Raw genomic sequence first — 24,800 nt, forward strand, 5'->3', positions numbered from 1 at the left:
TATCCATGAGATCTCCAAAAACTACCGACAAGGAGATCGCAAGTGTCCTGGCCGGCCCCCGACCAAGATCAAGAATACCTTGAACAGGTTCTCCAGCAGACGAGGGACGCGATGCGCCACCTCCGCGAGGCCAAGCGCGTGATCGGCGAGATCGAAGGCAAGGGCGAGGCCGCGGACGGGATGATCCTCGCGACGACCGACGCGGGCGGCTCCATACGGCGCATCGACATCAACCCCCGTGCGCTACGCCTCGACACGACGACGCTCAGCCGCGAGGTGATCCGGGCGATCCAGGCCGCGCAGGAAGCGTCCGCCCGGCAGGCCAAGGAGATCGTGGACGGTGTCGCCGGCCACGTCGGGCTGCTGCCCGAACCGCTGGACGAGACGTTCGTGCAGCATCGCATCGAGGCCGCGGCCCGCGATCTGTACTCGGGAGGGCTGTGATGCCGGGCTACAGGCTCGACCCCAGCAACATCCGGTCCCAGGACATCGACCGGGCCACGCGGCAGGCGCAGCAGGCCGAGGCCGTGCTCGGGGACGTGGACGAACTGCTGGCGGAGATCAGCGGGACGGGTGAGGCCGACGGCGGCCACGTCAAGGCGAGCGCGACCGCCGAGGGCCGGATCCTGCAGGTCCTCATCGGACAGCAGGCGGTACGCCAGGGCAGCAAGGAGCTCTCCGAGCAGATTCTCGCGGCCGTGAGCCGGGCCCAGGACGACGCCCGGCGTCAGGTGGAGGCCCTGCTGCGGGAGCAGTTCCAGCAGGCCGTCCCGGATGCCGGCATCGATCCCGTCGCTCTCCAGCAGCACGTGGACCGCCTTCTCGAGTGAGATCGGCACATCACCCTCAACCGTCACAAGAGGGCGCTAAGGTCTCCCTATGAATTCGGGGTTCGAGATCGCGAAGGAGACGCTGCGGCTCGAAGCGTCTCGCATGCGGGGCCACGGGGATGACTACGAGGCGGCTGTGCAGCGACTGCAGGAGCGAAACGGGCGGTGGGGCGACGACGGTCTCTTCGCCGAGATCGAGATGGCCTGGGTCGAGTGCCGCCAGACCGTGCTCGCCGCCGTTCCGAGCCTGGGCGGCATGATCGGCCGCATGAGCCACGGCATGCACGCGGTGTCCGCGAACATCGACGCGGCCGACGCCGCCAGCACCCTGCCGGAGACCGCCGCATGGCAATAATGCTGCCGCCGATGCTGGACACGACGCTGGAGCTGGCCGGCCTCTGGTTTCCCAACATCAACGAGGACGAGATCCACGCGGACGCCCAGGCCGCGCGCGTCGTGCAGGCCGGCACCACGCTGGCGGGCGCCGAGGCCGACGCCACGGTCCGCGGCACCTCGGCCGTCTACCGGGGCGAATCCGCCACCGAGATGCAGCGCTCCTGGCAGGCCAACGACAGCAACTCCGGCCACCTGGCGCAGGCCTCGTCCGCGATGAAGGTCGCCCCGGTGGCGCTGGACGGCCTGGGCACCGTGGTGACGGCCACCAAGGTCGCGGTGGGCACGATCGCGGCCGTCGGCACCGTCCGCCTGGTCTACAGCGCGCTGGCGGGCGGCCCGACGGCGGGGCTCGCGCAGAGTCTGGTCCTGCTGGCCGTCCGGCGCGCCGGCACGAAGGTCTTCCGGCAGGCGGCCGAGGGCAGCGGCCGTCACCTGGCCACCGGGTTGCGGACACTGGCCACGCGACGCCTGCACGAGATCATGGAGAGGCTGCGTCCGCCGGGCGGGCCCGGCGGCACGGCCCTCGCGGGCGTCGGCCATGGTCCTGGGCGGATGCCGCTCTCCACCGGCAAGAACGCCTTCGACCGGTCCCCCGGGATCCTGCAGCGCGGCGGCAGAGGCGGTCGCGGCGGCGGCCGCGGCGGGAGCACCGAGGGCCAGGCCAATCTCAACCAGGCAGAGCAGGCGGCGCTGGAGGCCAAGCAGAAGGGGCAGCCTTACGACCAGAAGGCCGCCAAGGCCGCCGAGTCCAAACAGAACAAGGCGCAGAAGTTCTTGGGCACCAGAAACGCTCAGAAGAGGGCGAACAACAAGAGGAAGTAGATGTCCGACCAGCTTGGATTCCAGACCCGGCACTTCTCGCTGAACAATCCTCAGGGCGAAGGCCAGGAAGACGTGCCCAACCTGCTGCGCAGGCTCGCCAGCACGCTGGAGGAGATGGGCAGGATCGAGATCCGCGATCTGGTCCTGCACGACGACACCGACGACGAGGGCGATCCCTGGCCGTACGTGACGGTCTACTACGACTACGTGCAGGACGAAGAGCAGCCGCCGCAGCCCACCGCCTACGGCCAGTTCTGACCGCCGTGGCGCCCCGGCGACCGGGGCGCCACGGCCGTCGGCTCAGAGGCGCTCGATGATCGTGACGTTGGCCTGGCCGCCGCCCTCGCACATCGTCTGCAGCCCGTACCGGCCGCCCGTGCGCTCCAGCTCGTGCAGCAGCTTGGTCATGAGGATGGCGCCCGTGCCGCCGAGCGGGTGTCCGAGCGCGATGGCGCCGCCGTTCGGGTTGACCCTGGCGGGGTCGGCGCCGAGCTCGTGCGTCCAGGCCAGCGGCACCGGGGCGAACGCCTCGTTGATCTCCACGACGTCGATGTCGTCGATCGACATGCCGGCCTTCTCCAGCGCCCGCCGCGTGGCGGGGATCGGCGCGGTCAGCATGTAGACGGGGTCGTCGCCCTTGAGTGCCAGCTGGTGGATGCGGGCCCGCGGCGTCAGGCCGTGGTCCCTGACCGCCTGCTCGGAGGCGATCAGCAGCGCGCCCGAGCCGTCCGAGATCTGCGAGGAGGTCGCGGCGGTGATCTGGCCGCCCTCCTTCAGCGTCTTCAGCGAGGCCATCTTCTCCAGCGTGGTGTCGGCCCTCGGGCCCTCGTCGTCCTCGACGCCGTTGACGGGAGCGATCTGGTCCTTGAAGTGGCCGTTCGCGATGGCCTTGGCGGCCCGTTGGTGGGACTCGAGCGCGTACTGCTCGAGCACGTCCCTGGTGTAGCCCCACTTCTCGCACATCAGCTCCGCGCCGCGGAACTGCGAGATCTCCTGCTTGCCGTACCGCTCGACCCACTTCTCGCCGAACGGGAACGGCATGCCCTTCTCCAGCGCGGCCGTGATCGAGGAGCCCATGGGGACGATGCTCATCGACTCGACGCCGCCCGCCACCACCAGGTCCTGGGTGCCGGACATGACGCCCTGGGCGGCGAAGTGGATCGCCTGCTGCGAGGAGCCGCACTGCCGGTCGATCGTGACACCGGCGGTGGTCTCGGGCAGCCCCGCCGACAGCCAGGCATTTCGCGCGATGTCCATGCTCTGGGGGCCGAACTGCATGACGCACCCCAGGATGACGTCCTCCACCGCCGCGGGGTCGACGCCGGTGCGGTCGATCAGCGCCTTCAGGGTATGAGCTGCCAGGTCAGTGGGGTGGACGGTGGAAAGGCCGCCCTTTTTCTTGCCGACCGGGGTGCGGACCGCCCCGACGATGTACGCCTCTGCCACAGTGCCTCCTGAAACCGAGCATTATTCGGTTACTAAGGGCAGACTACAACAGAACGACGTTCTGCTCATCCGGGCGGGGCCTCAGGCGTCCTCAGACGTCCTGGGCGGGACCAGATCCTCCGCGGCGTCCACCCTGAACCGCCACCGGTCGACGACCAGCCCGTTCAGCGCCTCGGCCAGCTCGAGGGCCAGCGCGCCGAGCTTGGCGGGCTCGTCGCCGCGCAGCTCGATCGCGGTCAGCTCGGTGGCGAACGGCAGCAGCTCCTGCACGGCCGGCGGCTGCCCCTTCTGCGGTACGAGCGCGGCCCGGATCTCGCCCGCCGTGAAGGTGAACTCGTCGTCCTCGTCCGGCTCCAGCAGGGGCGCCAGCTCCTCGGCGGTGGGACGTACCGGGAGGATGACGGCGGGGCCGCTCTCCTGATCGTCGGCCGGATCGGTCACCTCGCCCCGGCACACCGCGAGCCCCTTGAGCCGGAAGGCCAGGCCCTCGGCGAGGAAGCGGTCGAAGAAGTCCAGCGGCAGCGGCCCCTCGGCGACCACCCGGACCGCCCACACCTTCTCCAGCTCCCCGCCGGTCAGCTCGGTGTCGGCCTCGACGGGCGCGCACACCCGCACGTCGGTGGCCACGATGTCGTCACCGTCCTGCCGCGCGCCCGGGTCCGCGAGCCGCACGACGCGCAGCAGCTCGGCCGGGTCCGGTTTCGCCGGCAGGGCCGCCGTCGGGCCAGTACGCAGTCTCCGCTTCGCCATCCAGCCCATAGCCCGCCTCCGCGCTTCAGCTTCTTCAGCTTCGATAGGAGCTCGTCATCGTCGCATAGACGATGATGTTGTCCACGTAGTGCCCGATGCTGTGATCGTAGGTGCCACCACAGGTGATCAGGTGCAGTTGGGCGTTCTCCTGCGGCCCGTAGACGCGCTGGGTCGGGAACGTCTTCTTGCTCGCCTGCTCGACCCCGCCGACCGTGAACACCGCGGTGGTCTTGTCCTGACGCTTGACCTCGATGGTGTCGCCGTTCTTGATCTCGAACAACCGGCTGAACACGGCGCTGCGCGTCCTGGTGTCCTTGTGCCCGAGCATCACCGCCGGGCCGGCCTCGCCCGGGGTGGACATGTTCCGGTACCAGCCGACCAGGTTGGGGTTGGTCACCGGGGGCACCTCGATCGTCCCGTCCTTGGCCAGCCCGACCGACTCGACCGGCGCGTTGATCCCCAGCCGCTTGATCACGATCCGCACGGGCGTGGAGGGCATCATGGGGGGCGCCGGGTTGATCTGCGGCAGCGGCGGCGGCACGTCGGGAGCGGCCTGGAAGAGCGCCTGCTCCGGCTGCCCGCTCGCCTTCCCATTCGGCTGGGCCTGCAGGTTGAGTGCGTCGCGGTTGGCGGCCAGGCCGTATTCGTCGGGGGACTTGAGCACGATGAGCAGCCCGGCCACGACGGTGACGACACCGGCGATGGCGGCCACGATCAGCACGGTCCTGAGCGCCGTGCTCCCTTTGTCCTCAGGCGGCGGCACGGTCCCACCGCCACCTCCATACGGATAGTGCCCCGACATGTGCGTCAACTCCGGATGGAACGCCGACGCATGATCAGCCCGCCTACGGCGGCGGCCGCGATCAGCGCGGTGCCGGTCAGGATGAACAACCGCCCGTCGGGCCCCATCTCACCGCCGCCACCCGTGTCGGCACCGGCCTTGGGGGTCTTGGACTTGGTGGTCTTCTTGCTGGAGGGGGTGACGGTCACCGTGTGGGTGCTGGTCTTGGTCGGCTTGGGCGAGGTGGTGGTCGGGGTGGGGGTGGGAGTCGGGGTCGGCGTGGTGCTGGAGGAGCCCACCGTGAAGGTGAAGGTCTTGAGCCCGGACGTGGGAGCCGCGCACTTGATCGCCGCCGAGGTCGAGGAGCTGCCGAAGGCCAGGTCGCCTGCGGTCAGTGTCACAGTGCCCGTGGTAGTGGGCTTGACCTTGATGGTGACGCTGGGGAGCGTCGCGATGTTCGAACCGACCGTGACGCCAGTGAGTGCGGCTTCCCCGCTTGGGGGTGTAGTTGTCGAGACCCCGGCCCCGCTAGCCTTGATGCTGACGAAGATCTTGGGACTGGTCGTGGGGAATCCGGTGGGGGCCTTCAGCGGATCGCCGGTGTTCTGAATCGTGCCGGTCCAGGTGATAGAAGCATCCGCATTGGCGGAGGCGCTGGTCGGCGTGGTCATGGTGACCTTGATATCGACGTTGGCCGGGTAGTCGGCGTCGCCGCCGCTGGTAAGCGTGCAGTAGTACTCCACTGTCTCGGTGTCGGTGCCGCCGCCAGCGCCGGTCTTCACGTCGATGGAGATGCCCGTGGTGGGCGTAACAGAGGAGTAAGTGCAGTCAGCGGTGTCCATGCCGACCTTCAACTGCAGCGGGGCGGCGGTTGAAGCGGTCGCTGGCATCAGAGTGACAGTGCCCGCAGTCGATGGCGCGGTAAGCGTCGCGGTCATCTCTGGCGGTGTGAAATCACCCTGCGCCTGAATACCGCCTGCAGGCACGGTTCCAGTGCCGGTCCCCTTCAAGGGAGTCGGCGTCCCCCCGCCCGTGATCGTAAGGTCGCCACCGCTCGAGCTCGTCTGCAGCGATGCGGTCAACGCCTTCGCCGCCTTCATCACGGAGAACTTCCACTTGACAGTCGCCGTCTTACCGGGCTCCACAGCATCCGGCACTGTGACGGTCGCCTTGACGTCCCCCGCCGTCAGCGCCGTGCCCCCACTACATCTGTAGGTGATCTCCATAGTCTTGTCGACGGCCGCCTGGGCCGGCGACGAGAGGGCTAACACGGAGCCAACAAAGAGGACGAGCGTGCTAATAAGCCCCACGGCCGACATCTTCTGGGCGAGGCGGCGCCACGCCTGGGCCATAAGCACGGGTCCATCTCCGATCAAAGCCAGTATCAACAGTCGTGCCAGAATTCCAGCCGTTGGTCACGGTTAGGTTGAGATCCTACGAACTGATCCTGTCAACTTCTCGTAAAACGCCAAATCGGCCAAGCCTTAACCCCTCAAACCTTCTTCTTCGACAACGTCGCGTACACAACAATGTTGTCCGTGTAACTGTGCGCCGCCTGGTTGAAGACCCCACCACAGGTGATGAGCCTCAGCTGAGAGTCCTTGGTGTTCCCGTACACCCGGGATGTCGGGAACGACGTCTTGCTCGCCTGCTCGATCCCGCTGACCGTGAACCGGGTGACCTTGCCGTCCGACCGGTACACGTAGATCTGGTCGCCCTTGGCCAGTTCGCGCAGGCGGTCGAAGACGGCGGGGCCCTTGCGGGTGCTCACGTGGCCGTTGATGATCGCGGGGCCGATCTCGCCGGGCACCGGCGAGTCGCGGTACCAGCCCGTCTGGCTGGGCTTGGACAAGGGTGGGGTGCCCAGTTTGCCCTTGGTGTCCAAGGTGACGGCGCCGATGGGCGCGTTGACCTTGATCTTGGGGATCTTGATGCGGGTCGGCCTGGCCCGGGCGGTCTTGGCCTTGGCCGTGGGGATCGGGGCCACGACCGGGACCGCCGCGAGGGGCGGAGGTGCGTCGGGGCGGGCCGGGGTGAGGGGGACGTTCTTGCCCCCGGGGCCCACGGTGGGCGGGAGCACGAACGCGCCCGCGTTCGCCATCTCCTGCACCGGCGTCGGCCTGTCCTGCGCCGCCGCGGGCAGCGAGGCTGAGCCGTCGTCCATGCTGGGCACCAGCGAGAGCAGGGTCACCATGACCATGCCGACGCCGCCCAGCGAGCCCGCGATCAGCAGCCCGGGCTGCGCCCGCTGCATCGGTGTCTTCTGCTGTTCGGTCATCAGTGAACTCCTCCCGCGTGCGCGGCCCTGCGCCGGCGCAGCAGCAGCCCGCCGCCCGCGCCGGCCATCACGAGTGCCGCCATCAGCCCGTACGGCCGGGTCTCAGGATCCGGCGCCTCGCCGCTGTCCACGCCGCCCTTGGGAGTCTTGGCCACCTGCGCCTTGTAGTACTTGGTCGCGGTCGGCCCGGTGCTCTTGGGCGTGGCCGAGGCGGAGTTGGTGCCGGTGGCGCTGGGCATCACGATCACGTGCCCGAGGCCGCCGTCGTTGGAGCGGCCGTTCGGTGTGGTGTTGGTCGCGGTGGGCGTCGATGTCGGTGTGTTGGTCGGCGTGTTCGTCGGGGTGTTGTCGGGGGTGGGGCTGGTCGTGGGGCTGCCCGTCGGCGTCGGGCTGCCCGTCGGGGTGCTGCCGGGGAGGGTGATGTCGATTGCGCCGGGGTCGCCCTGGAGCGTGCAGGTGGCCTGGTTGTAGATCGGCGGCTCTTCCAAGTCGCCGGTGGTCACCCTGAACGCGTCCACATAGGCGTCCTTGGCCTCGGTGTTGATGACCTCGAGCGTGTGCGGCCCGTACTTGAGCTGCGGAGACTCCCAGAGGACCTGCTGGCCCTCGGTGCCCGTCATGTCCGTCCCGTTGCGGTCCTTGCCCGGCTCGACCAGGGGGTCGGTGACGGGCTCCCCGTCGAGTTTCACCTGGATCGCGCCGAGGCCCGGTGCGCGCCTGCCGATGTAGGCGACCTTCGTGCCGGTGAAGTCGAGCGTGGCCTTGGCGTTCTGCGCGCTGGTCTTGTGCACGTCGTTGAGGAAGTCCTTGTACTCCTCCTCGGTGTGCTCCCGCGACCAGCCGGCCGAATAGGTGATGGCCGGCTTGTGGTTGTTGACCATCACCTCGCCCTTGGCGGGCGTGAAGCGCACGTACAACGCGCCGGGCTTGAAGCGGACCTTGCCCGTACGACTGATGGAGCCCTGGTCGGACAGGCCCTCGGGGAGGTCGAGGTACTCGCCTGGCACCAGCTCGCGCTGGTCCTTCCCACCCCGGGGCCGGAGCTGGCCGATCCAGGCGCCGCTGATGTCCACGACCCCCTCCAGGTCCAGCGAGGAGCCTTTGGGGAAGAAGCCCGGCGAGCCGAATTTCCGCACGCTCTTGTACGACATGTCCCAGCGGACTCTCATCAGCCCGCCCGACTCGATCTGCGGGGTCATGCGGGCTTCCAGGTCCACCCCCGCGCCCGCGATGCCGCCGGTGCACCGGTAGTTGGCCACCAGCGAGGCTTCGGCCTGGCCCGGGAGCGAGGATGTCGCGACTAACGCCGCAGACGCGGCCACCCCCACCGATGCGGCGATCAACGCCGTACGCCAGCGACTCACGGGAGACTCCGATCACGCCACAAAATAGACCGAGGGTAGATCTTAGAGTCGAAAACACCCGCAACACATACCGAACGCGGCAACGACCGACACTTGTGATGAAGCCGTGTCCCCAGGCTCCCGCCATGCGCGGAAAACGGGTATACCTCCCAGTAACAGAACTCTATTCGGGAGGCGAGGCGACCGATGCGGCGAGACCTCTTCGACGAGGAGCACCTGCTCTTCCGCGAGACCGTGCGCGAGTTCATGGCCCGCGAGGTCGTGCCGCACCACGCTGAGTGGGAGAAGGACGGCATCGTCCCGCGCGAGGTCTGGAAGAAGGCCGGGGAGCTGGGGATGTTCGGGTTCTCGGTGCCGGAGGAGTACGGCGGTGCGGGGGTCAAGGACTTCCGGTACAACGCGGTCATCGTCGAGGAGATCATCCGGCATGGCGCCTCCGGGCTCGGGTTCTCGCTGCACAACGACGTCATGGCGCCGTACCTGGTGGATCTGACGAACGACGAGCAGAAGCAGCGGTGGCTGCCCGGCTTCGTCGGCGGCGAGCTGATCACGGCGATCGCGATGAGCGAGCCGGGGGCCGGGAGCGACCTGCAGGGGATCAGGACCACGGCCATCCGCGAGGACGACCACTACCTGGTGAACGGCCAGAAGACGTTCATCACGAACGGCGTCAACGCCGACCTCGTCGTCGTCGTGGCCAAGACCGATCCCGCCGCGGGCGCCAAGGGGACGACCCTGGTCGTGGTCGAGCGCGGCATGGAGGGCTTCGGGCGAGGGCGGAACCTCGAGAAGATCGGGATGAAGGCGCAGGACACGGCCGAACTGTTCTTCGAGAACGTACGGGTGCCCGTCGCCAACCGCCTCGGCCCCCGCGACGGCGAGGGCTTCTTCCAGCTCATGAACAACCTGCCGCAGGAGCGCCTGTCGATCGCCGTGGCGGCGGTGGCCGCGGCGGAGGCCGTCCTGGAGGAGACCATCGAGTACTGCAGGACCCGCAAGGCGTTCGGGCGGAGCATCGGCTCGTTCCAGAACACCCGGTTCGTCCTGGCGGAGCTGACCACCGAGACCGAGATCGCCCGCCACTACGTGGACAAGTGCGTCCTGGCGCTCAACGCCGGCGAGCTGACGGCGGTGGACGCGGCCAAGGCCAAGTGGTGGACCACCGAGCTGCAGAACAAGGTCATCGACCGCTGCCTCCAGCTCCACGGCGGGTACGGCTACATGACGGAGTACCCGGTCGCCAAGGCGTGGCTCGACAGCCGGGTCCAAACGATCTACGGCGGCACCACGGAGATCATGAAGGAGATCATCGGCCGGTCGTTCGGGTTCTGACCGCGCGCGAAGGCGGCCCGCACCTCATACTGGACACCATGGACAGCGGCCTGATCCTCCTGGTTTTCCTGGCGTTGCTGTTCGCCTGGGGCCTCAACCGCGTGCGCCGGGCGTTCCGCCTGGGACCGGTCGGCTATGCCGGCGTGATGATCGTCTTCATCATCGCCATGCTCCTCGTCTGGGGTCAGACCAAGGTGTAGACGTGAACGCCCCTAGCTGTGCGCGGGCGGGGCAGGCTCCAACGGTCGTAGGCCCGCCATTCCAAGATCGGCAGCGGGGAGGAGGGCGAGCGGGCCCTGGCGCCGGTTCACCCCGGCAGGCCGAACCAACCCGGCTCAGCTCGGTGACGGAGCTGTCCAGGACGCCTCGGACGACGCGAAGGCCAGGATGTGCGGGACCGCCTCGCGCAAACTGGCGAAGTGGCGATGCACGCCCTCCACCGCGACAGCGGCGTTCACGCCCCACACCGTCATCCCGGCCCGCAGCCCGGACCGCACTCCGGACGGGGCGTCCTCGATGACCAGGCAGTCGCCCGGCTCGGCGCCGAGTGCTTCAGCGGCCCGCAGGTACGGGACGGGAGAGGGCTTGCCCTCCTCGACAGCGGCGGCGTCCACGATCACGCCCGGCACCGGCAAGGCCGTCCGCAGGAAACGGCCGCGCACCCGGTGCTCGTAGTTGGAGGTCACCAGCGCCCAGGAGCCCGGCGACAGGCCGTGCAGCAGATCTGACGCGCCGTCGAAAGCCGCATAGACACCGGACCGGACGTCCTCGTCCTCCAACTCGTGCAGCGTGGCCAGGCACTCGCGCGGATCTCGGTCCGCGGCAACCTGGGCGAACGTCTCCATCGGCCGCGTCCGCAGAGCCACCTGGTAGACCTCGTCCGCATCCAGCCCGTACCGCTCCGCCCACGTTCCCCAGACCCGGCGCTGGTTGCTCAGCGCGTCGATCAGCGTGCCGTCGACGTCGAACAGGACATACTTACCGCGCGGTCCACCGGTCACGCATCGATCCTGCCAGGCCCCAGCCAAGCGACTCTAGCCGGGCATGCCCTCGACGAAACGGGTGAGCAGCCTGGCGAACTCCGCCCGCTCCTCCGCCGTCCACCCCTCCGTGGCCGCCGCGAACGCCGCCTGCCTGCCGTGGTGGGCCTGCTCCAACGCCGCCCGGCCCGCGTCGGTCAGCACGAGCCACGCCCTGCGCCCGTCAGCCTGATCGGCCTCCCGCCTGACCAGGCCCGCCGTCACGGCCGCCGCCACGAGCCGGCTGGCCCTCGGCTGATCGACGTTGAGCGCCTGCGCGACCGTGGAGACGGTGACGGCCTCGCCGGCGCCCTCGATCACGTCGAGCACCTCGAACTCCGGCCCCGTGGCGCCCTGCTGCCGCGCAAGCGCCCGCCTGCTCTGCCGCCGCCTGATCGCGACCATCGCCCGCTCGATCGCGGCAATGTCCTTGTCTTTATACATATAGTTGCTATCCTACATTCATGGACAAACCGATTGGCCACTGGCTGAAGCATCTCGACAACCTGTTGGAAGACGCCATGGAGCAGGCGCTCCAGTCCACGACCCGACGGGAGTGGCAGGTGCTCAACCGGGCGGCCCAGGAAAGCACTTACACCATGCCGTTCACCGGCGTGGACGAAGCCGTGGAGCGGCTCACCGCCAAGGGCTGGCTGGCGGATGGCAAGCTCACCGACGCGGGCAGGGCCGCGCATGAGGAGATCTCCGAGAAGGTCGGGCATTTCAGGCAGCAGGTGCTCGTCGGCGTGAGCTCGCAGGAGTATCTGGCCACCGTCGACGTGCTCCGCCGCATGTCCGCCAATCTCACGAAGTAGCGCTTGCTTCCAGGATGACGCGGGCCACGAGCTCCGGATCGTCGCTCATCGGCACGTGACCGCAGCTCTTCAGCAGCTTGACCCGCTGCCCCGACCACCGGGCCGCGCGTACGGCCTGGCGGCGCAGCAGGAGCCGGTCGCGCTCGCCCCACGCGATCGTGATGGGCGACTTGGGCGGCGCGGGCGGCATCAAGCCGGCGAACGACTCAAGCGTCTCGTCGAAGCCGCTCGCCCCGCTCAGCGCCTGCGCGGCCGCCGCCAGCGCCTGCGGCTCCAGCCTGGACGGGTGGGCGACGAGAATCCCGGCGGACGCGCCGCTCAGGAACGGGGTGGCGCCGAACCTGGTCCCTGCCTTCAGGGCACGCAGCACAGCTTGGGCGTAGCGCAGCTCGGGGCGGGACCAGAAGCCGACGGGCGAGAGCGCCGTCGCCGAACGCACGACGCCACGCGAGGCCAGCTCGAGCGCGATGTAGCCGCCGAGCGAGTTGCCCGCTACATGCGGCTCGCGGACGCCGAGCCGCGCGCAGAACGACTCGACCGCGTCGGCCAGCGACTCCGCGGTGTAGGGGATGCCCTCAGGCAGCCCCGGCGAGACTCCGAAACCGGGCAGATCGATCGCGATCACCGTACGCGAGGCGGCGAGCCGGTCCATCACCGGCAGCCAGGCCTGCCAGTGGTGACCGATCCCGTGAATGAGGATCAGCGGCGCACCGGTGCCTCGTCGCTCGAACGCCAGCTCCATAGGGCCAGCTAATCACTCACCTGCCGCGTGTGGGAATCTCGAACCAGACGGCTTTGCCTTCCCTGGTGGGACGCGATCCCCAGCGTCTGGCCAGCTGGTCGACGAGGTAGAGGCCGCGCCCGCCCTCGTCGTTCTCCCCCGCGCTGCGGATGCGCGGCAGGCGCAGGTCCTGGTCGAACACCTCGACCCAGACCGACTCGTCGCCCCTGCGCAGCCTGAGCGTGAACTCCTTGTCGCCGACCACCTCGTCCTCGAAGCCCGGCACGTCCCAGGACTCCTCGAACGGCAGCGGCGGCCCCTCCACGACCAGCTCCCTGCGCGGGATGCTGGCGGTGGCCGCGTGGAGCACGACGTTGGTCACGACCTCGGAGACGAGCAGGCAGGCCAGCTCGGCCCGCTCCTCGGGGACGTTCCAGCTCGAGAACGCCTCCGACGCCATGCGGCGCGCCTCGCCCACCATGATCGGCTGGGCGGGGAACGTGCGCTCCTCGACGGCGAGGTCGACGTCGCTGGAGCGGACGACCAGGATCGCCATGTCGTCGTCGATCTCGCCCGGTACGGCCACCGTGGCGGTGTCGGCGATGCGCTCGACCTCGGCGCCGGACATCTTGGCGAGCTCTTCGCAGAGCACGCCGAGCGTCTCCTCCTCGCTCGGCGGCCGGCCGTCGCGGCCCGGGCGGCGGTCGACCAGGCCGTCGGTGTAGAGCAGCAGCGCGGCGCCCGGCGGGAGGGTGCGCGTCTCCTCCTTGTAGACCAGGTCGGCGTGCAGGCCCTTGGCGCGGACGCCGAGCGGCTGGCCGACCTCCTCGATGTCGAGCTCGACGCACTGGCCGTCGACCAGCAGCAGCGGCGGGGCGTGGCCCGCGTTGGCGAACGACAGCTGGCGCGACCAGGCGTCGTAGACCAGGTACTGGCAGGTCACGATGGGCGGGATGCTGACCTCGGCGCCGTTGTCGTCGTGCTCGGGCGTGGCGATGATGCGGGTCCACTCGTCGAGCCTGGCCAGGATGTCGGCCGGCGACTTGTCGTCCTGGGCGAAGGCCCGCAGCGCCGCCCTGAGCTGGCCCATGATGGCCGCCGCCTTGGCGCCCCTGCCCTCGACGTCGCCGATCACGATGCCGACCCGGCCGGCCGAGAGCGGGATCACGTCGTACCAGTCGCCGCCGACCTGGGTCTGGATGCCCTGCCCGTGGGAGGCCAGCGGGGCCGCCGGGTAGTAGCGCACCGCGATGTCCAGGCCGTCGAGCTGCGGCAGCGCCCGGGGCAGCAGGTATTTCTGGAACGACTCCGCCGTGTGGCGCTCCTCCTCGAACAGCAGCGCGTTGTCGATGGCGAGCGCGACCCTGGTGGCGATGGCGCCCACGAAGTCGCGGTCGAAGGCGTCGTAGTGGGGGCTGCGCCGGTCGGTGAGGTTGGACAGGCCGAGGTACATCAGCCCGAGCGTCTCGCCGCGCACCAGCAGCGGAGCGACGATGGCGGAGGTCATGCCGATCTCACCGCACAGCCGCGCGCTGCCCTCGCTGGGGGCCGGGTAGCTGTTGGAGGCGAAGCTCTCGACCAGGATCGTCTCCTGGCGGCGCAGCGCCGTGTCCGCGTAGTGGCCGGCGGGGTAGCGGATCTCCGCGCCCACCGGCTTCCATGTGCCCGACGGCGGCGCCCACCCCTGCACGTGCTGCGAGACCCGGCGGACGAGCCTGTCGCCCTCCATCAGCTCGATGAAGCAGTGGTCGGCGAACTGCGGGACCAGCATCTCGGCGACCCGCTTGAGCGTCTCCTCGACGTAGAGGGAGCCCGCCAGCCGCTCGCCGATGCGCTCGAGCAGGCCGAACCGGTCTTTCTCCCGCTCGTTGCTGCGCAGCGCCTCGCGGGCCATGATCACGATGCCGGTCACCGAACCCGAGGGGTGGCGCAGCGGCACGGCCTGGGCGCGTACGTAGACGATGGTGCCGTCCCCGCGCCGGACGTCGAACGTGCCCTCCCACACGCCGCCCTTGAGCACGTGCTTGGCCAGGTCGATGGCGAGCGGGTGGTCCTTCTCCAGAATCCCGAGGGACAGGAGGTGGGTGTCACGTGCCGGCGACTTACGGCCGAAGAGCTTCTCGGCGAACGGGTTCCAGTAGAGGAGATTGCTGAAACGGTCGGTGACGACCACGGCCATCTCGGTGTGGTCAAGCACAGATCCGGCATCAAGGTGATCAGCCGTTTCTTGTGACAGATCCCCCCAACGGTTCATCCGGAGACCACTCCTCGGGGTGGCATGCACGCAAAGCGGACCACGGGCGCTCCTGCAACAGTCTTGGCCAGGGGAGAGTGGAGGGCCTCCCAGGAGGGATTCAACCAAGCAGCCGCGCGCGCGTCAGCGCTTGGAGACAAATACGTGCGCGGCGACATCGCGCGGAAGCTCCGCGGGAGTGTCGTTCGCGTCACCGTCACCTGTCACCCGCACACCGTCGTCGCTCGCCGCGAGCGTCACCTCGCGTCCGGGTTGTATCCCAACTTGCTTGAGTTTAAGCATCACAGCAGGATCGCTTTGCACTTGTTCGCTAATTCGCCGCACGACGACAGGTGTGTCTCTCGGGCCTGCCAGCTCCGACATCGAGGTCAGCGCGTTGGCACCGCCCTCGGCGACCTCCTTGGCGCCCAGCTCGCCCAGCCCCGGGATGGGGTTGCCGTGGGGGCAGACCGTGGGGTTGTCGAGCAGCGTCACCAGGCGCGACTCGACCGACTCCGACATGACGTGCTCCCAGCGGCACGCCTCGATGTGCACTTCTTCCCACGGAAGGCCGATCACCTGGGTCAGCAGGCACTCGGCGAGCCGGTGCTTGCGCATCACGCGCGTGGCCAGCGTGCGGCCCAGGTCGGTCATCGACAGATGCCGGTCGCCCTCGACGCGGACGAGGCCGTCGCGCTCCATGCGGGCGACGGTCTGGCTCACGGTGGGCCCGCTCTGCTGCAGACGCTCCGCGATGCGAGCGCGAAGGGGGACGATGCCCTCCTCTTCGAGCTCGTAAATCGTGCGGAGGTACATCTCCGTGGTGTCGATCAGGCCGTGTGCGGTCAAGGCAGTCCTCCCAAGTAAATGGTACGCCGGTCGGCGTGGGACTGAGCCCGTCCGCAGCGGGCACAGGAGTCACAGGAACCCTATTGGGAGAACGACCGACGATGGATAAGGACGGCAACAAAGGGGCGGCCGAGTTCCTTCCCGACCGGCTCGATCTCGACTCTCTTCGCCACGCGGCGGCCGGCTGCGAGGGCTGCGGTCTTTACCGGAACGCCACGCAGACCGTGTTCGGCGAGGGTCCGAAGGAGGCCAGGTTCATGCTCGTGGGCGAGGTGCCCGGGGACCAGGAGGACCGGCAGGGGCACCCGTTCGTGGGCCCGGCGGGACGCCTTCTGGACAAGGGGCTGGAGGAGGCCGGCATCGAGCGCGACGACGTGTACGTCACCAACGCGGTCAAGCATTTCTCCTTCACGCTGCGCGGCAAGCGGCGCATCCACCAGAAGCCGACGGCCGCCGAGATCACCGCCTGCCACCCGTGGCTCGACGCCGAGTTGTCCGTGGTGCGGCCGGAGGTGATCGTGGTGCTCGGGGCGACGGCGGCCAGGTCGCTGCTGGGGCGGGAGTTCCGGGTGACCCGGCAGCGGGGCGAGCCGGTGCCGCTCGGGGACGCGCTCGCCGTGGCCACCGTGCACCCGTCGGCCGTGCTGCGCGCGCCCGACAGGGACCTCGCGTACAAGGGCTTCCTGGCCGACCTGAGGGTCGCGGCCACCCTCGCCTAACGGGCAGCGCTAACGGGCCCGGTAATCACGGAAGCCGGTCACCGAGAGGCCGACGGCCAGCACCACGACGGCGCAGGCGATGCCGCCGCCCACCCAGGCCCCGCTCAGCCCCAGCGCGGTCGCCGTGGCCCCGGCCCGCAGGTCGCCGAGGCGCGGCCCGCCGGCCACGACCACCATGAACGCCCCCTGCAGCCGCCCCCGCATCTCGTCGGGCGCGTACAGCTGCAGGATGGACTGCCGCCACACCGACGAGATCACGTCCGCCACGCCGCCCACGGCCATGAACGCCACCACCAGCCAGAGCTCGTGCGCGAGCCCCGCGGCGGCCACGGCCAGCCCCCAGACGGCGATGACCACGACGAGCGCCACACCCTGCCGCGACACCCGGCCCACCCAGCCGGAGAACAGCGCACCGGCGACCGAGCCGATGGCCATGGCGGAGGTCATCATGCCGAGCGCCAGGCTCGAGCCGCCGAACCGCTCGGCGGTCAGCTGGGGGTAGAGCGCGCGGGGCATGGCGAACACCATCGCGATGACGTCCACCACGAACGACATCAGCAGCACCGGGCTGCTGACGATGAAGCTGAGCCCCTCGAGCACCGCCCGGGCACCCGGACGTGTCACCTCGCCCAGCGGGGGCAGTGAGGGCAATCTGAGCGCCGCGTAGAGGCTGCCGGTGAAGAGCAGGGCGTCCAGTGCGTACGCCGCCGCGTACCCGCCGGTGGTCAGCGCGACCGCGCCGATCATCGGGCCCACCACCGCGCCCATGCTGAAGACGAGCGAGTTGAGCGCGTTGGCGGCGGGCACCAGCTCCTTGTCCAGGATCCTGGGGATGATCGCGCCCCTGGTCGGGCTGGTGATCGCGAAGCCGGTGGCGTTCACGGCGACCGCGGCGAAGATCAGGTAGATGTTCCCCAGGTGGAGCAGCGCCTGGGCGAGGATGAGCAGCGTCGCCGCCCAGGCGATGAACGAGCCGATGATGAGCAGCTTGCGCCGGTCGACCGCGTCGGCGACCGCCCCGCCCCACAGGCCGAAGACGATCAGCGGGATCAGGTTGGCCATGCCCAGCAGCCCGACGTAGAACGACGAGTGGGTGAGCTGCCAGACCTGCTGTCCGACCGCGACGACGGTCGCCGCGACGCCGACGTGCGAAACGGACTGGCCCAGCCAGAGCCGCCGATAGTCCCGCACACCCAGCGGACGGGTATCTACCAGATGTCGCTTGACCAGCTCCGCAATTGCCACTCAATGAACATTAAGGCGCAAGCCTTTCCAGGGCCCAGCCGGGTCTCGTGCGCCGGTAACGGAGCCGATCATGCATCCGGTCGAGCTGTCCCTGCCAGAACTCCACCTCGATCGGATGGACCCGGAAACCGCCCCAGAAGTCGGGCACCGGCGGATCCTCCGGCCAGCGCGCCGCCAGCTCCGCGTAACGGTCGTCCAGCTCCTCCCTGGAGCGCACGACCGCCGACTGACGCGACGCCCAGGCCCCGATGCGCGAGCCGTAGGGGCGGGAGTTGTAGTACGCGGCCGACTCCTCGTGGGAGATTCGCGTCACAGTCCCCTCGACACGTATCTGGCGCCGGATCGGGTGCCAGGGGAAGAGCAGCGACGCGCGGGCGTTCTCGCCCAGGTCGCGGCCCTTGCGCGACTCGTAGTTGGTGTAGAAGACGAAGCCGCGTTCGTCATAGCCCTTCAGCAGGACCGTCCTGGCGCTGGGCCGGCCGCCGGCGGAGGCGGTGGCCAGGACCATGGCGTTGGGTTCGGGCAGGCCGGCGTCGAGCGCGTCCTGGAACCACATGGTGAATTGCTCTATCGGGTCGGACGCGAGGTCGGATTCGAGCAGCGGCTCGCCCTCGTACGTACGGCGAAGCCCCGCCAGCACGGGCGGGCGCGGGGTGGCATCCACGAGACGGTATTCTTGCGCGCTTGTGTGGTAGATCCCATGCACCCCCCTCACCAGCGGGTTTGGCCTTACAGCGGGTCCGGAGACCGAGCACCACCTGGGAAGGGGTTAAATTGACCCGCCGGTATCTCGACATCAAGGCATCGCATTGCCGAAACATGGCAAGGGAAAGGGAGGCGGCCGAGTATGTCCGACTTCAAACCCGGACTCGAAGGCGTCGTAGCTTTCGAGACCGAGATCGCGGAACCGGACAAAGAAGGGGGCGCCCTTCGATACCGGGGCGTCGACATTGAGGAACTGGTCGGCCGTGTCCCGTTCGGGGCTGTCTGGGGCCTGCTGGTCGACAACACGTTCCAGCCGGGCCTGCCTCCGGCGGAGCCGTACCCCATCCCTGTCCACTCCGGTGACATCCGCGTAGACGTACAGAGCGCGCTGGCCATGCTCGCTCCCGCCTACGGCTTCAAGCCTCTGCTCGACATCAGCGACGAGGAGGCCCGCGACCAGCTCGCCCGCGCCTCCGTCATGGCTCTCTCGTTCGTCGCGCAGTCCGCGCGCGGCCTCGGCCTGCCCATGGTGCCGCAGAGCCGGGTCGACGAGGCCAAGACCATCGTCGAGCGCTTCATGATCCGCTGGCGCGGTGAGCCTGACCCGAGGCACGTCAAGGCCATCGACGCTTACTGGACCTCCGCGGCCGAGCACGGCATGAACGCCTCGACGTTCACCGCCCGCGTCATCGCCTCCACCGGGGCCGACGTGGCCGCTGCGCTCTCCGGCGCCGTCGGCGCCATGTCGGGCCCGCTGCACGGCGGCGCCCCGGCCCGCGTCCTGCACATGATCGAGGGCGTCGAGCAGCTCGGCGATGCCAAGAAGTACGTCCAGAGCGAGCTCGACAAGGGCAACAGGCTCATGGGCTTCGGGCACCGCGTCTACCGCGCGGAGGACCCCCGCGCCCGCGTGCTCCGCCGCACCGCCAAGGAGCTCGACGCGCCCCGCTACGAGGTCGCCGCGGCGCTGGAGCAGGCCGCGCTGGAGGAGCTGCACGCGCGCAAGCCCGACCGGGTGCTGGCCACCAACGTGGAGTACTGGGCGGCCGTGGTGCTGGACTTCGCCGAGGTGCCGTCGCACATGTTCACCTCGATGTTCACCTGCGCCCGCACGGCCGGCTGGGCCGCGCACATCCTGGAGCAGAAGCGCACGGGCCGGCTCGTCCGCCCGAGCGCCAACTACGTCGGCCCCGCCTCGCGTCCCCTGAGCGACGTGCCCGGCGCCGCCGAGGTCACCGGCACGTTCTGACGGGATCGGCCCCGGCGCGTCAGCCGAACGAGCACTTCACCTCGAGTTCGGCAGTGCCCGGGGCCTTTTCGTCGACCGTGCAGCCGCCCTGCGACACCACGCCGTTCGCGGTGGAACCCGCGGCGGGGTCCGTGGAGAACAGCCAGAGCCCGCGCGGGAGCGCGGAGTGCGACTCCGCGTCCTCCGAGAAGTAGAACTTCCCGCTCGCGCCCTGGATGAGGCCGTCCACACCGAGCCCACGCAGGTTGTACGCGACGCTCTCCGCGATGTTGACCGACTCGTCGACGTCCGATGCCTTGATCTTGTTGAGCGCCGAGGTGACGGCCAGCAGCGCGTCGTAGCCCAGCCACGCGTGCACGCGTGACACGCCCTTCGCCTTGGCGCTCTCGATCCAGCTCTCGATCTCCGTCTGGGTACGGTTGGCGCCCTGCCCCTGCCGCATGTCGTTGAGCGCGACGAACGAGATCGCCGGCTTGTTGGTGAAGTCCTCCCTGCCCAGCAGTTCCACCAGTTTCTCGGTGACGTCGTCGCCCGCCAGGATCTGCACGTTGTCCGGGCACTGGTGCTCGCGGGTGTCGGCGACGGTGTTCAGGAAGGTCGCCCTGCCGGTGTAGAGCAGCACCTCCGCATGCTCCTGGCAGGCCAGCTGGACCTTGTCGGCCAGCTCGTCCTGGTTGGCGAACCGGTAGGGCTTGGCGGACCCGTACGGCCCCTTGGCCAGCCCCTCCGCGAGGTCCTCGCTGTAGAGCTCGTGGTCTTCCGCGTCGCTCTCGACCAGGACGGCGACCCGCCGCGGATCGACCGGCTTCCTGCCGGGCAGCCCGTGCGCGAGCCACAGCTCGAACGCCCGCGCCTGCGCGGAGTTGGGCGCCGCCATGCGGAAGAAGTACGGCGAGGGACGGTCGTTGTAGACCAGCGGCGTCTTGTCGGCCGAGTTCGTGGTGCTGAGCATCGGGATGTGCGCGTCGCCGAGCACCCGGATGGCGTCCTGCGTCTCGGTCCTGCTCCACGCGAGCCCGATCACCCCGGCCACGTCCGGGTCGCCGGCCGCGCGCTGCCTGATCATGTCGGCGGCGAACTTGGCATAGCGGAAGGACTGCCCGGCGTTGGCCAGCTCCACCTTGATCTGCCAGCTGCCGAGCCGGTTGTAGGCTCCCTGGCGGGCCGCGATGCCGGACAGTTCGCCGGCCGAGCCGCCCACCTGGTCGTCGCCCGGATGCGAGGTGGTGAGCGGGCCGAGATAGAAGACCGTGATGACCCGCTGCCTGGTGTCGATGTCCGCGTTCTGCTGCTTGATGCGTTCGAGGATGGGGAGCAGGACCGGGTGCGGGGCGATCTCGGCGAGATCGTCGCCCAGGCCGACGCACTGCTGCTCGGCCCGCATCATGCCGGGGCCGCAGCCGAACCAGTTGCTGCCGTAGACGGCCAGTGGCGGGGCGAGCAGCAGCGCCAGCATCGCGAGCCAGTAGCCGACCGCGCGGACCCTGACCTTGCCCAGTCGAGGCCGGTACGGCTCGGTCAGCCTCAGCTTGTCGGAGGCGAGAGGCAGCCGCGGCTCCGGGCCGCGCAGCGCCACGCGCGAGCGCCAGAGCTCGACGTCGTCGGCGACGGTCCTGGGCTGCTCGCCGGCCCGCGTCCGACCCGGCTGCCCGGTCAGCGCCGGCTGCCCCGGGTCCTCGGCGATCACCAGCAGCGGCGGCACGATGCCCGTGTCGTGCAGGACCTCCTGATAGACCTCCAGGAACCGCGCGTGCCACTGGTCGGCGGTGTTGAGCACCAGCAGCGCGTAGAGTCCGCGCCCCCAGCTCGGCCACGGGATGCGCGGCCACTTGCGGTACGCCTGGCGCAGGTCCTCCAGCATCGCGTAGACCAGCAGCAGCTCGATCCTCGCCTCTGGCGCGTTCATCAGCTGCAGCGCGTACGCCTGGCGGCTGTCGCCGACCTTGCGGCGTAAGTCCTCGTACCGGTGGCGGCGGAACCACCGGGAGAAGGCCGAGCCGCGGATGTAGCGCACGGCCTGGAGCCCGATCGCGCCGGCGCCCAGCAGCAGCGCGAGCAGGCCGGGCGCCAGCGGGATCAGATCGGTGATCCCGGCGTCCAGCCACCAGGCGAGCACGGTGGCGACCGGCACGAAGAAGACCGCGGCCCGCACCAGGAAGTCGCCGGCCGCCCACCGCTTGCGGCTGTCGGCCTTCAGGCTGGGGCGCACCCCGAACCTGGCGCTGAAGCGCTGTTTGAGCTCCTCCTGCCCGTGACGCGAGTCGGGCACCGGCGGCCACCGCTCCCCCTGCGGCCACTGCTCCGGCCTGCGCTCTTTGGCGCGCTGCGCCCAGGCCCACAGCACGAACTCCGTCAGCGGGAAGCGCGGCGCGGGCAGCAGGGTGTTCCTGACCCGGTTGCCGCCGAGCGCGCCCTTGGGGCCGGCCAGCCCGTCCACGAGGTCGGCCAGTGATCTGTGCGCGCCTTCGACCGGCTTCGCGTACGGCAGGCGCCCGTTGAAACGCTCGGCCAGTTGCCCGGCCCTGCCGGCCGGCGCCCCGGTGATGACCAGCACCGGCAGCGGGAGGTCCCGCCAGAAGGGCCGCAGCAGCAGGCCCTCCACCACCTCGCGCGAATCCCGTTCAGTGGGCATGGACCACCGCCGCTCTCACATCACGAACATGGCAGACCCCCGGCCCTTTCCATTCTGCGGCATGGACGATCTTTTGGTTGTGGGGTTCTTCTCAGATCCCGCCCCGGTCCCGGACCATCCGCGCGAACTCAGTACCCTGGTCACGTGGCTGACATCGTGATTCCCGCTGACATCAAGCCCGCCGACGGCCGATTCGGCTGCGGGCCCTCGAAGGTGCGCACCGAGCAACTGGCCGCGCTCGCCGCCTCCGGCGCGAGCCTCATGGGCACCTCCCACCGCCAGAAGCCGGTCAAGAACCTGGTCGGCCGCGTACGATCCGGGCTCGCCGACCTGTTCTCGCTCCCCGAGGGCTACCAGGTCGTGCTGGGCAACGGCGGCACCACCGCGTTCTGGGACATCGCCGCCTTCGGGCTGATCCGCGACCGGTCGCAGCACCTGTCGTTCGGCGAGTTCTCCTCGAAGTTCGCGGCGGTCACCAAGAAGGCCCCGTGGCTGTCCGAGCCCAGCGTCATCAAGTCCGAGGTCGGGACCTACCCCGACGCCGTGGCCGAGGAGGGTGTGGACGCGTACGCGCTCACCCACAACGAGACCTCGACCGGTGTCGCGATGCCGATCAAGCGCGTGGGCTCCGGCGACTCCCTCGTCCTCGTCGACGCCACCTCCGGCGCCGGCGGTCTGCCCGTCGACATCACCGAGACCGACGTCTACTACTTCGCCCCGCAGAAGAGCTTCGCCTCCGACGGCGGCCTGTGGATCGCGATCATGTCGCCGCGCGCCCTGGCCAGGGTCGAGGAGATCGCCGCGACCGGCCGCTACGTGCCGGAGTTCTTCAGCCTGCCGGTCGCCATCGACAACTCCGCCAAGGACCAGACCTACAACACGCCGGCCGTGGCCACGCTGTTCCTGCTGGCCGACCAGCTCGACTGGATGAACTCCCAGGGCGGCCTGGCCTGGACCACCGCCCGCACGGCCGAGTCCAGCCAGCGCCTCTACACGTGGGCCGAGAAGTCGTCGTACGCCACGCCGTTCGCCGCTCCGGAGTTCCGCTCCCAGGTGGTCGGCACCATCGACTTCTCCGACTCCGTCGACGCCGCGGCAGTGGCCAAGGTGCTGCGCGCCAACGGCATCGTCGACACCGAGCCCTACCGCAAGCTGGGCCGCAACCAGCTGCGCATCGCGATGTTCCCGGCCATCGACCCGGCCGACATCGAGGCGCTCACGGGCTGCGTCGACTACGTGGTCGAGCGCCTCGGCTGACTCGTCCGGCGGCTCCTGTGGGAGCCGCCTCGACGCTCTGCGCGACCCGGCCGGCAGCCTGCCGTTGCCGGCCGGGTCCGCCACGCCCGGCTCGAATAGCTAGGAACCTTCTTGTCCGACATGCTCAGACCCGGCCGGAGGACCACCCGGCCGAAGAGCCTCGGCTATCTGATGTTCGCCAGCCGATGGCTCCAGGTCCCCCTCTACCTGGGCCTCATCGTGGCCCAGGCGGTGTACGTGTGGCAGTTCGCCCTGGAGCTCTGGCACCTGATCGAGACGGTGCTCCTCCACTCCGGGCCGGCCCCCGAGGCGGCGCCCTCCTCCGAGGTCGTGGTCATGCTCACCGTCCTGGGGCTCATCGACGTGGTGATGATCTCCAACCTGCTGATCATGGTGATCGTCGGCGGCTACGAGACCTTCGTCTCCCGCATCCGGCTCGAGGACCATCCCGACGAGCCGGAGTGGCTCTCCCACGTCAACGCGAACGTGCTGAAGGTCAAGCTGGCCACGGCGATCGTCGGCATCTCGTCGGTGCACCTGCTGCAGACGTTCATCCGGGCCCAGACGACGCCCAACGACAAGATCATGTGGCAGACGATCATGCATCTGGCGTTCGTGGCCTCGGCCATCGGCCTCGCCTACATCGACCGCCTGCTGTCCTCCTCGCCCGCGGAGCACACGCGGGCGCACTCGCTGGCCGGCACGAGTCCTGACTAGTACGCGGGGATCTCGCGCCTGCGCCGCAGCACCCAGCCGGCCACCACGCCGCCGATGAGGCCGAACAGGTGGCCCTGCCAGGAGATGCCCTGCTGGTTGGGCAGCAGGCCCGCCAGGATCCCCCAGTACGCGAACCCCACGCCGATGGCGATGACGATGTCCAGCAGCCTGCGGTCGAACAGGCCGCGGGCCAGGATGAAGCCGAAGTAGCCGAAGACCAGGCCGCTCGCGCCGACCGTGTAGACGCCGGGGCTGGTCAGCCAGGTGCCGAGGCCGCCGATGAGGATGATCAGCACGCTGGCCCACAGGAACTTGCGCAGGTCGCGGAGCCCGGCCAGGAAGCCCAGGATCAGCAGGGGCAGCGAGTTGGCCATGAGGTGGCCGAATCCGCCGTGCAGGAACGGGGCGAACAGGATGCCGATCAGGCCGTCGGGCTCCCACCCGATGATGCCGAACTCGCGGTCGAGCGCGCCGTTGAGGAAGTAGTCGACGCCCTCGACGACCCACATGACGGCGAGCATGGCGATCACGACGGCGAGGGCGCTCAACGCACCGGAAAGGAGAGCACCGGCGCCGCGCTTGGCCGACTCGAACCTGGAACCCGAATAGTCCCTCATGCGCCTCTCCTGGTGGGTTGCTT

Annotated in this window: 27 protein-coding genes; 12 read left to right on the forward strand and 15 right to left on the reverse strand. The window is 69.4% G+C overall.

What is annotated here, in order from left to right; all coding sequences use genetic code 11:
* Positions 1-42: 42 nt before the first annotated feature.
* From ABD830_RS35885 to ABD830_RS35905, 5 genes are read left to right on the forward strand one after another with little or no spacing between them, the layout of a single operon-like run.
* The gene (locus tag ABD830_RS35885) at positions 43-444 is read left to right on the forward strand and encodes a YbaB/EbfC family nucleoid-associated protein (protein ID WP_344997668.1); all 402 of its coding nucleotides are present in this window, start codon (positions 43-45) and stop codon (positions 442-444) included.
* Entirely contained in the window at positions 444-830 is a 387-nt protein-coding gene (locus ABD830_RS35890) for a YbaB/EbfC family nucleoid-associated protein (protein ID WP_344997670.1), read from the forward strand. The genes ABD830_RS35885 and ABD830_RS35890 overlap by 1 nt, the downstream gene beginning before the upstream one ends.
* 49 nt (positions 831-879) lie before the next feature.
* Entirely contained in the window at positions 880-1,185 is a 306-nt protein-coding gene (locus ABD830_RS35895) for a hypothetical protein (RefSeq protein WP_344997672.1), read from the forward strand.
* Positions 1,176-2,048 carry a hypothetical protein gene (locus ABD830_RS35900; RefSeq protein ID WP_344997674.1) on the forward strand — a complete coding sequence of 291 codons (873 nt, stop codon included), beginning with the start codon at positions 1,176-1,178 and terminating at the stop codon, positions 2,046-2,048. The genes ABD830_RS35895 and ABD830_RS35900 overlap by 10 nt, the downstream gene beginning before the upstream one ends.
* Positions 2,049-2,306 (forward strand): hypothetical protein, encoded by a 258-nt coding sequence (locus ABD830_RS35905; protein ID WP_344997676.1) that lies wholly within the window; start codon positions 2,049-2,051, stop codon positions 2,304-2,306. It begins immediately after the preceding gene.
* A gap of 42 nt (positions 2,307-2,348) precedes the next feature.
* On the opposite strand, the gene ABD830_RS35910 is transcribed toward ABD830_RS35905, so the two are convergent.
* The 6 genes from ABD830_RS35910 to ABD830_RS35935 all read right to left on the reverse strand — a co-directional run bounded on the left by ABD830_RS35910 (position 2,349) and on the right by ABD830_RS35935 (position 8,667).
* Positions 2,349-3,494, reverse strand: a complete 1,146-nt coding sequence (locus ABD830_RS35910; protein ID WP_344997678.1) for an acetyl-CoA C-acetyltransferase — start codon at positions 3,492-3,494, stop codon at positions 2,349-2,351.
* A gap of 81 nt (positions 3,495-3,575) precedes the next feature.
* Positions 3,576-4,244: a hypothetical protein gene (locus ABD830_RS35915; protein ID WP_344997680.1), complete on the reverse strand. Its 669-nt coding sequence runs from the start codon at positions 4,242-4,244 to the stop codon at positions 3,576-3,578.
* 34 nt (positions 4,245-4,278) lie between these two features.
* Positions 4,279-5,007 carry a class F sortase gene (locus tag ABD830_RS35920; RefSeq protein WP_344997682.1) on the reverse strand — a complete coding sequence of 243 codons (729 nt, stop codon included), beginning with the start codon at positions 5,005-5,007 and terminating at the stop codon, positions 4,279-4,281.
* A 44-nt stretch (positions 5,008-5,051) separates the two neighbouring features.
* Complete coding sequence (locus tag ABD830_RS35925; RefSeq protein ID WP_344997684.1) at positions 5,052-6,377, reverse strand: hypothetical protein; 1,326 nt, start codon at positions 6,375-6,377, stop codon at positions 5,052-5,054.
* Between the two features lie 140 nt (positions 6,378-6,517).
* Positions 6,518-7,303, reverse strand: coding sequence for a class F sortase (locus tag ABD830_RS35930; RefSeq protein WP_344997686.1), 786 nt, complete (start codon positions 7,301-7,303; stop codon positions 6,518-6,520).
* Positions 7,303-8,667, reverse strand: coding sequence for a hypothetical protein (locus tag ABD830_RS35935; RefSeq protein WP_344997688.1), 1,365 nt, complete (start codon positions 8,665-8,667; stop codon positions 7,303-7,305). Before ABD830_RS35935 ends, ABD830_RS35930 begins: the two co-directional genes overlap by 1 nt.
* A gap of 186 nt (positions 8,668-8,853) precedes the next feature.
* Here ABD830_RS35935 and ABD830_RS35940 point away from each other — a divergent pair, with 186 nt between their 5' ends.
* Positions 8,854-9,999, forward strand: a complete 1,146-nt coding sequence (locus tag ABD830_RS35940; protein WP_344997690.1) for an acyl-CoA dehydrogenase family protein — start codon at positions 8,854-8,856, stop codon at positions 9,997-9,999.
* Positions 10,000-10,037: 38 nt separating this feature from the next.
* Positions 10,038-10,199, forward strand: coding sequence for a hypothetical protein (locus ABD830_RS35945; protein ID WP_344997692.1), 162 nt, complete (start codon positions 10,038-10,040; stop codon positions 10,197-10,199).
* A 135-nt stretch (positions 10,200-10,334) separates the two neighbouring features.
* Here the strand turns inward: ABD830_RS35945 and ABD830_RS35950 are convergent, their stop codons facing one another.
* Both ABD830_RS35950 and ABD830_RS35955 read right to left on the reverse strand, forming a co-directional pair.
* Positions 10,335-11,000 (reverse strand): HAD family hydrolase, encoded by a 666-nt coding sequence (locus ABD830_RS35950; RefSeq protein WP_344997694.1) that lies wholly within the window; start codon positions 10,998-11,000, stop codon positions 10,335-10,337.
* Positions 11,001-11,033: 33 nt separating this feature from the next.
* Entirely contained in the window at positions 11,034-11,462 is a 429-nt protein-coding gene (locus ABD830_RS35955) for a MarR family winged helix-turn-helix transcriptional regulator (RefSeq protein ID WP_344997696.1), read from the reverse strand.
* A 20-nt stretch (positions 11,463-11,482) separates the two neighbouring features.
* Here ABD830_RS35955 and ABD830_RS35960 point away from each other — a divergent pair, with 20 nt between their 5' ends.
* Positions 11,483-11,833, forward strand: coding sequence for a helix-turn-helix domain-containing protein (locus ABD830_RS35960; RefSeq protein WP_344997698.1), 351 nt, complete (start codon positions 11,483-11,485; stop codon positions 11,831-11,833).
* On the opposite strand, the gene ABD830_RS35965 is transcribed toward ABD830_RS35960, so the two are convergent.
* The 3 genes from ABD830_RS35965 to ABD830_RS35975 all read right to left on the reverse strand — a co-directional run bounded on the left by ABD830_RS35965 (position 11,823) and on the right by ABD830_RS35975 (position 15,636).
* Complete coding sequence (locus ABD830_RS35965; RefSeq protein ID WP_344997700.1) at positions 11,823-12,575, reverse strand: alpha/beta fold hydrolase; 753 nt, start codon at positions 12,573-12,575, stop codon at positions 11,823-11,825. The two genes, ABD830_RS35960 and ABD830_RS35965, sit on opposite strands and share 11 nt — an antisense overlap.
* A gap of 16 nt (positions 12,576-12,591) precedes the next feature.
* Positions 12,592-14,808 carry an ATP-binding SpoIIE family protein phosphatase gene (locus ABD830_RS35970; RefSeq protein ID WP_344997702.1) on the reverse strand — a complete coding sequence of 739 codons (2,217 nt, stop codon included), beginning with the start codon at positions 14,806-14,808 and terminating at the stop codon, positions 12,592-12,594.
* A 123-nt stretch (positions 14,809-14,931) separates the two neighbouring features.
* On the reverse strand, positions 14,932-15,636 hold the full coding sequence (locus tag ABD830_RS35975; protein WP_344997704.1) for an iron-dependent transcriptional repressor DtxR: 705 nt from the start codon (positions 15,634-15,636) through the stop codon (positions 14,932-14,934).
* A 101-nt stretch (positions 15,637-15,737) separates the two neighbouring features.
* Between ABD830_RS35975 and ABD830_RS35980 the strand changes: the two genes are divergently transcribed.
* Entirely contained in the window at positions 15,738-16,355 is a 618-nt protein-coding gene (locus ABD830_RS35980; protein ID WP_344997706.1) for a UdgX family uracil-DNA binding protein, read from the forward strand.
* A 9-nt stretch (positions 16,356-16,364) separates the two neighbouring features.
* Here ABD830_RS35980 and ABD830_RS35985 read toward each other — a convergent pair whose 3' ends face one another.
* Both ABD830_RS35985 and pdxH read right to left on the reverse strand, forming a co-directional pair.
* On the reverse strand, positions 16,365-17,600 hold the full coding sequence (locus ABD830_RS35985) for an MFS transporter (RefSeq protein WP_344997708.1): 1,236 nt from the start codon (positions 17,598-17,600) through the stop codon (positions 16,365-16,367).
* Between the two features lie 10 nt (positions 17,601-17,610).
* Positions 17,611-18,264, reverse strand: coding sequence for a pyridoxamine 5'-phosphate oxidase (gene pdxH / locus ABD830_RS35990; protein ID WP_344997710.1), 654 nt, complete (start codon positions 18,262-18,264; stop codon positions 17,611-17,613).
* 183 nt (positions 18,265-18,447) lie between these two features.
* On the opposite strand from pdxH, the gene ABD830_RS35995 reads away from it, so the two are divergent.
* Positions 18,448-19,554 carry a citrate synthase 2 gene (locus tag ABD830_RS35995; RefSeq protein WP_344997712.1) on the forward strand — a complete coding sequence of 369 codons (1,107 nt, stop codon included), beginning with the start codon at positions 18,448-18,450 and terminating at the stop codon, positions 19,552-19,554.
* A gap of 19 nt (positions 19,555-19,573) precedes the next feature.
* Here the strand turns inward: ABD830_RS35995 and ABD830_RS36000 are convergent, their stop codons facing one another.
* Positions 19,574-22,186, reverse strand: a complete 2,613-nt coding sequence (locus ABD830_RS36000; protein ID WP_344997714.1) for a hypothetical protein — start codon at positions 22,184-22,186, stop codon at positions 19,574-19,576.
* Between the two features lie 144 nt (positions 22,187-22,330).
* On the opposite strand from ABD830_RS36000, the gene serC reads away from it, so the two are divergent.
* Positions 22,331-23,443 carry a phosphoserine transaminase gene (gene serC, locus ABD830_RS36005; protein WP_344997716.1) on the forward strand — a complete coding sequence of 371 codons (1,113 nt, stop codon included), beginning with the start codon at positions 22,331-22,333 and terminating at the stop codon, positions 23,441-23,443.
* A gap of 120 nt (positions 23,444-23,563) precedes the next feature.
* Positions 23,564-24,160: a TIGR00645 family protein gene (locus ABD830_RS36010; protein ID WP_345002202.1), complete on the forward strand. Its 597-nt coding sequence runs from the start codon at positions 23,564-23,566 to the stop codon at positions 24,158-24,160.
* On the opposite strand, the gene ABD830_RS36015 is transcribed toward ABD830_RS36010, so the two are convergent.
* Positions 24,157-24,777: a rhomboid family intramembrane serine protease gene (locus tag ABD830_RS36015; RefSeq protein WP_344997718.1), complete on the reverse strand. Its 621-nt coding sequence runs from the start codon at positions 24,775-24,777 to the stop codon at positions 24,157-24,159. The genes ABD830_RS36010 and ABD830_RS36015 overlap by 4 nt on opposite strands.
* Between the last annotated feature and the right edge of the window lie 23 nt (positions 24,778-24,800).

It is taken from the genome of Nonomuraea helvata (assembly GCF_039535785.1).
Taxonomy (GTDB): Bacteria; Actinomycetota; Actinomycetes; order Streptosporangiales; family Streptosporangiaceae; genus Nonomuraea; species Nonomuraea helvata.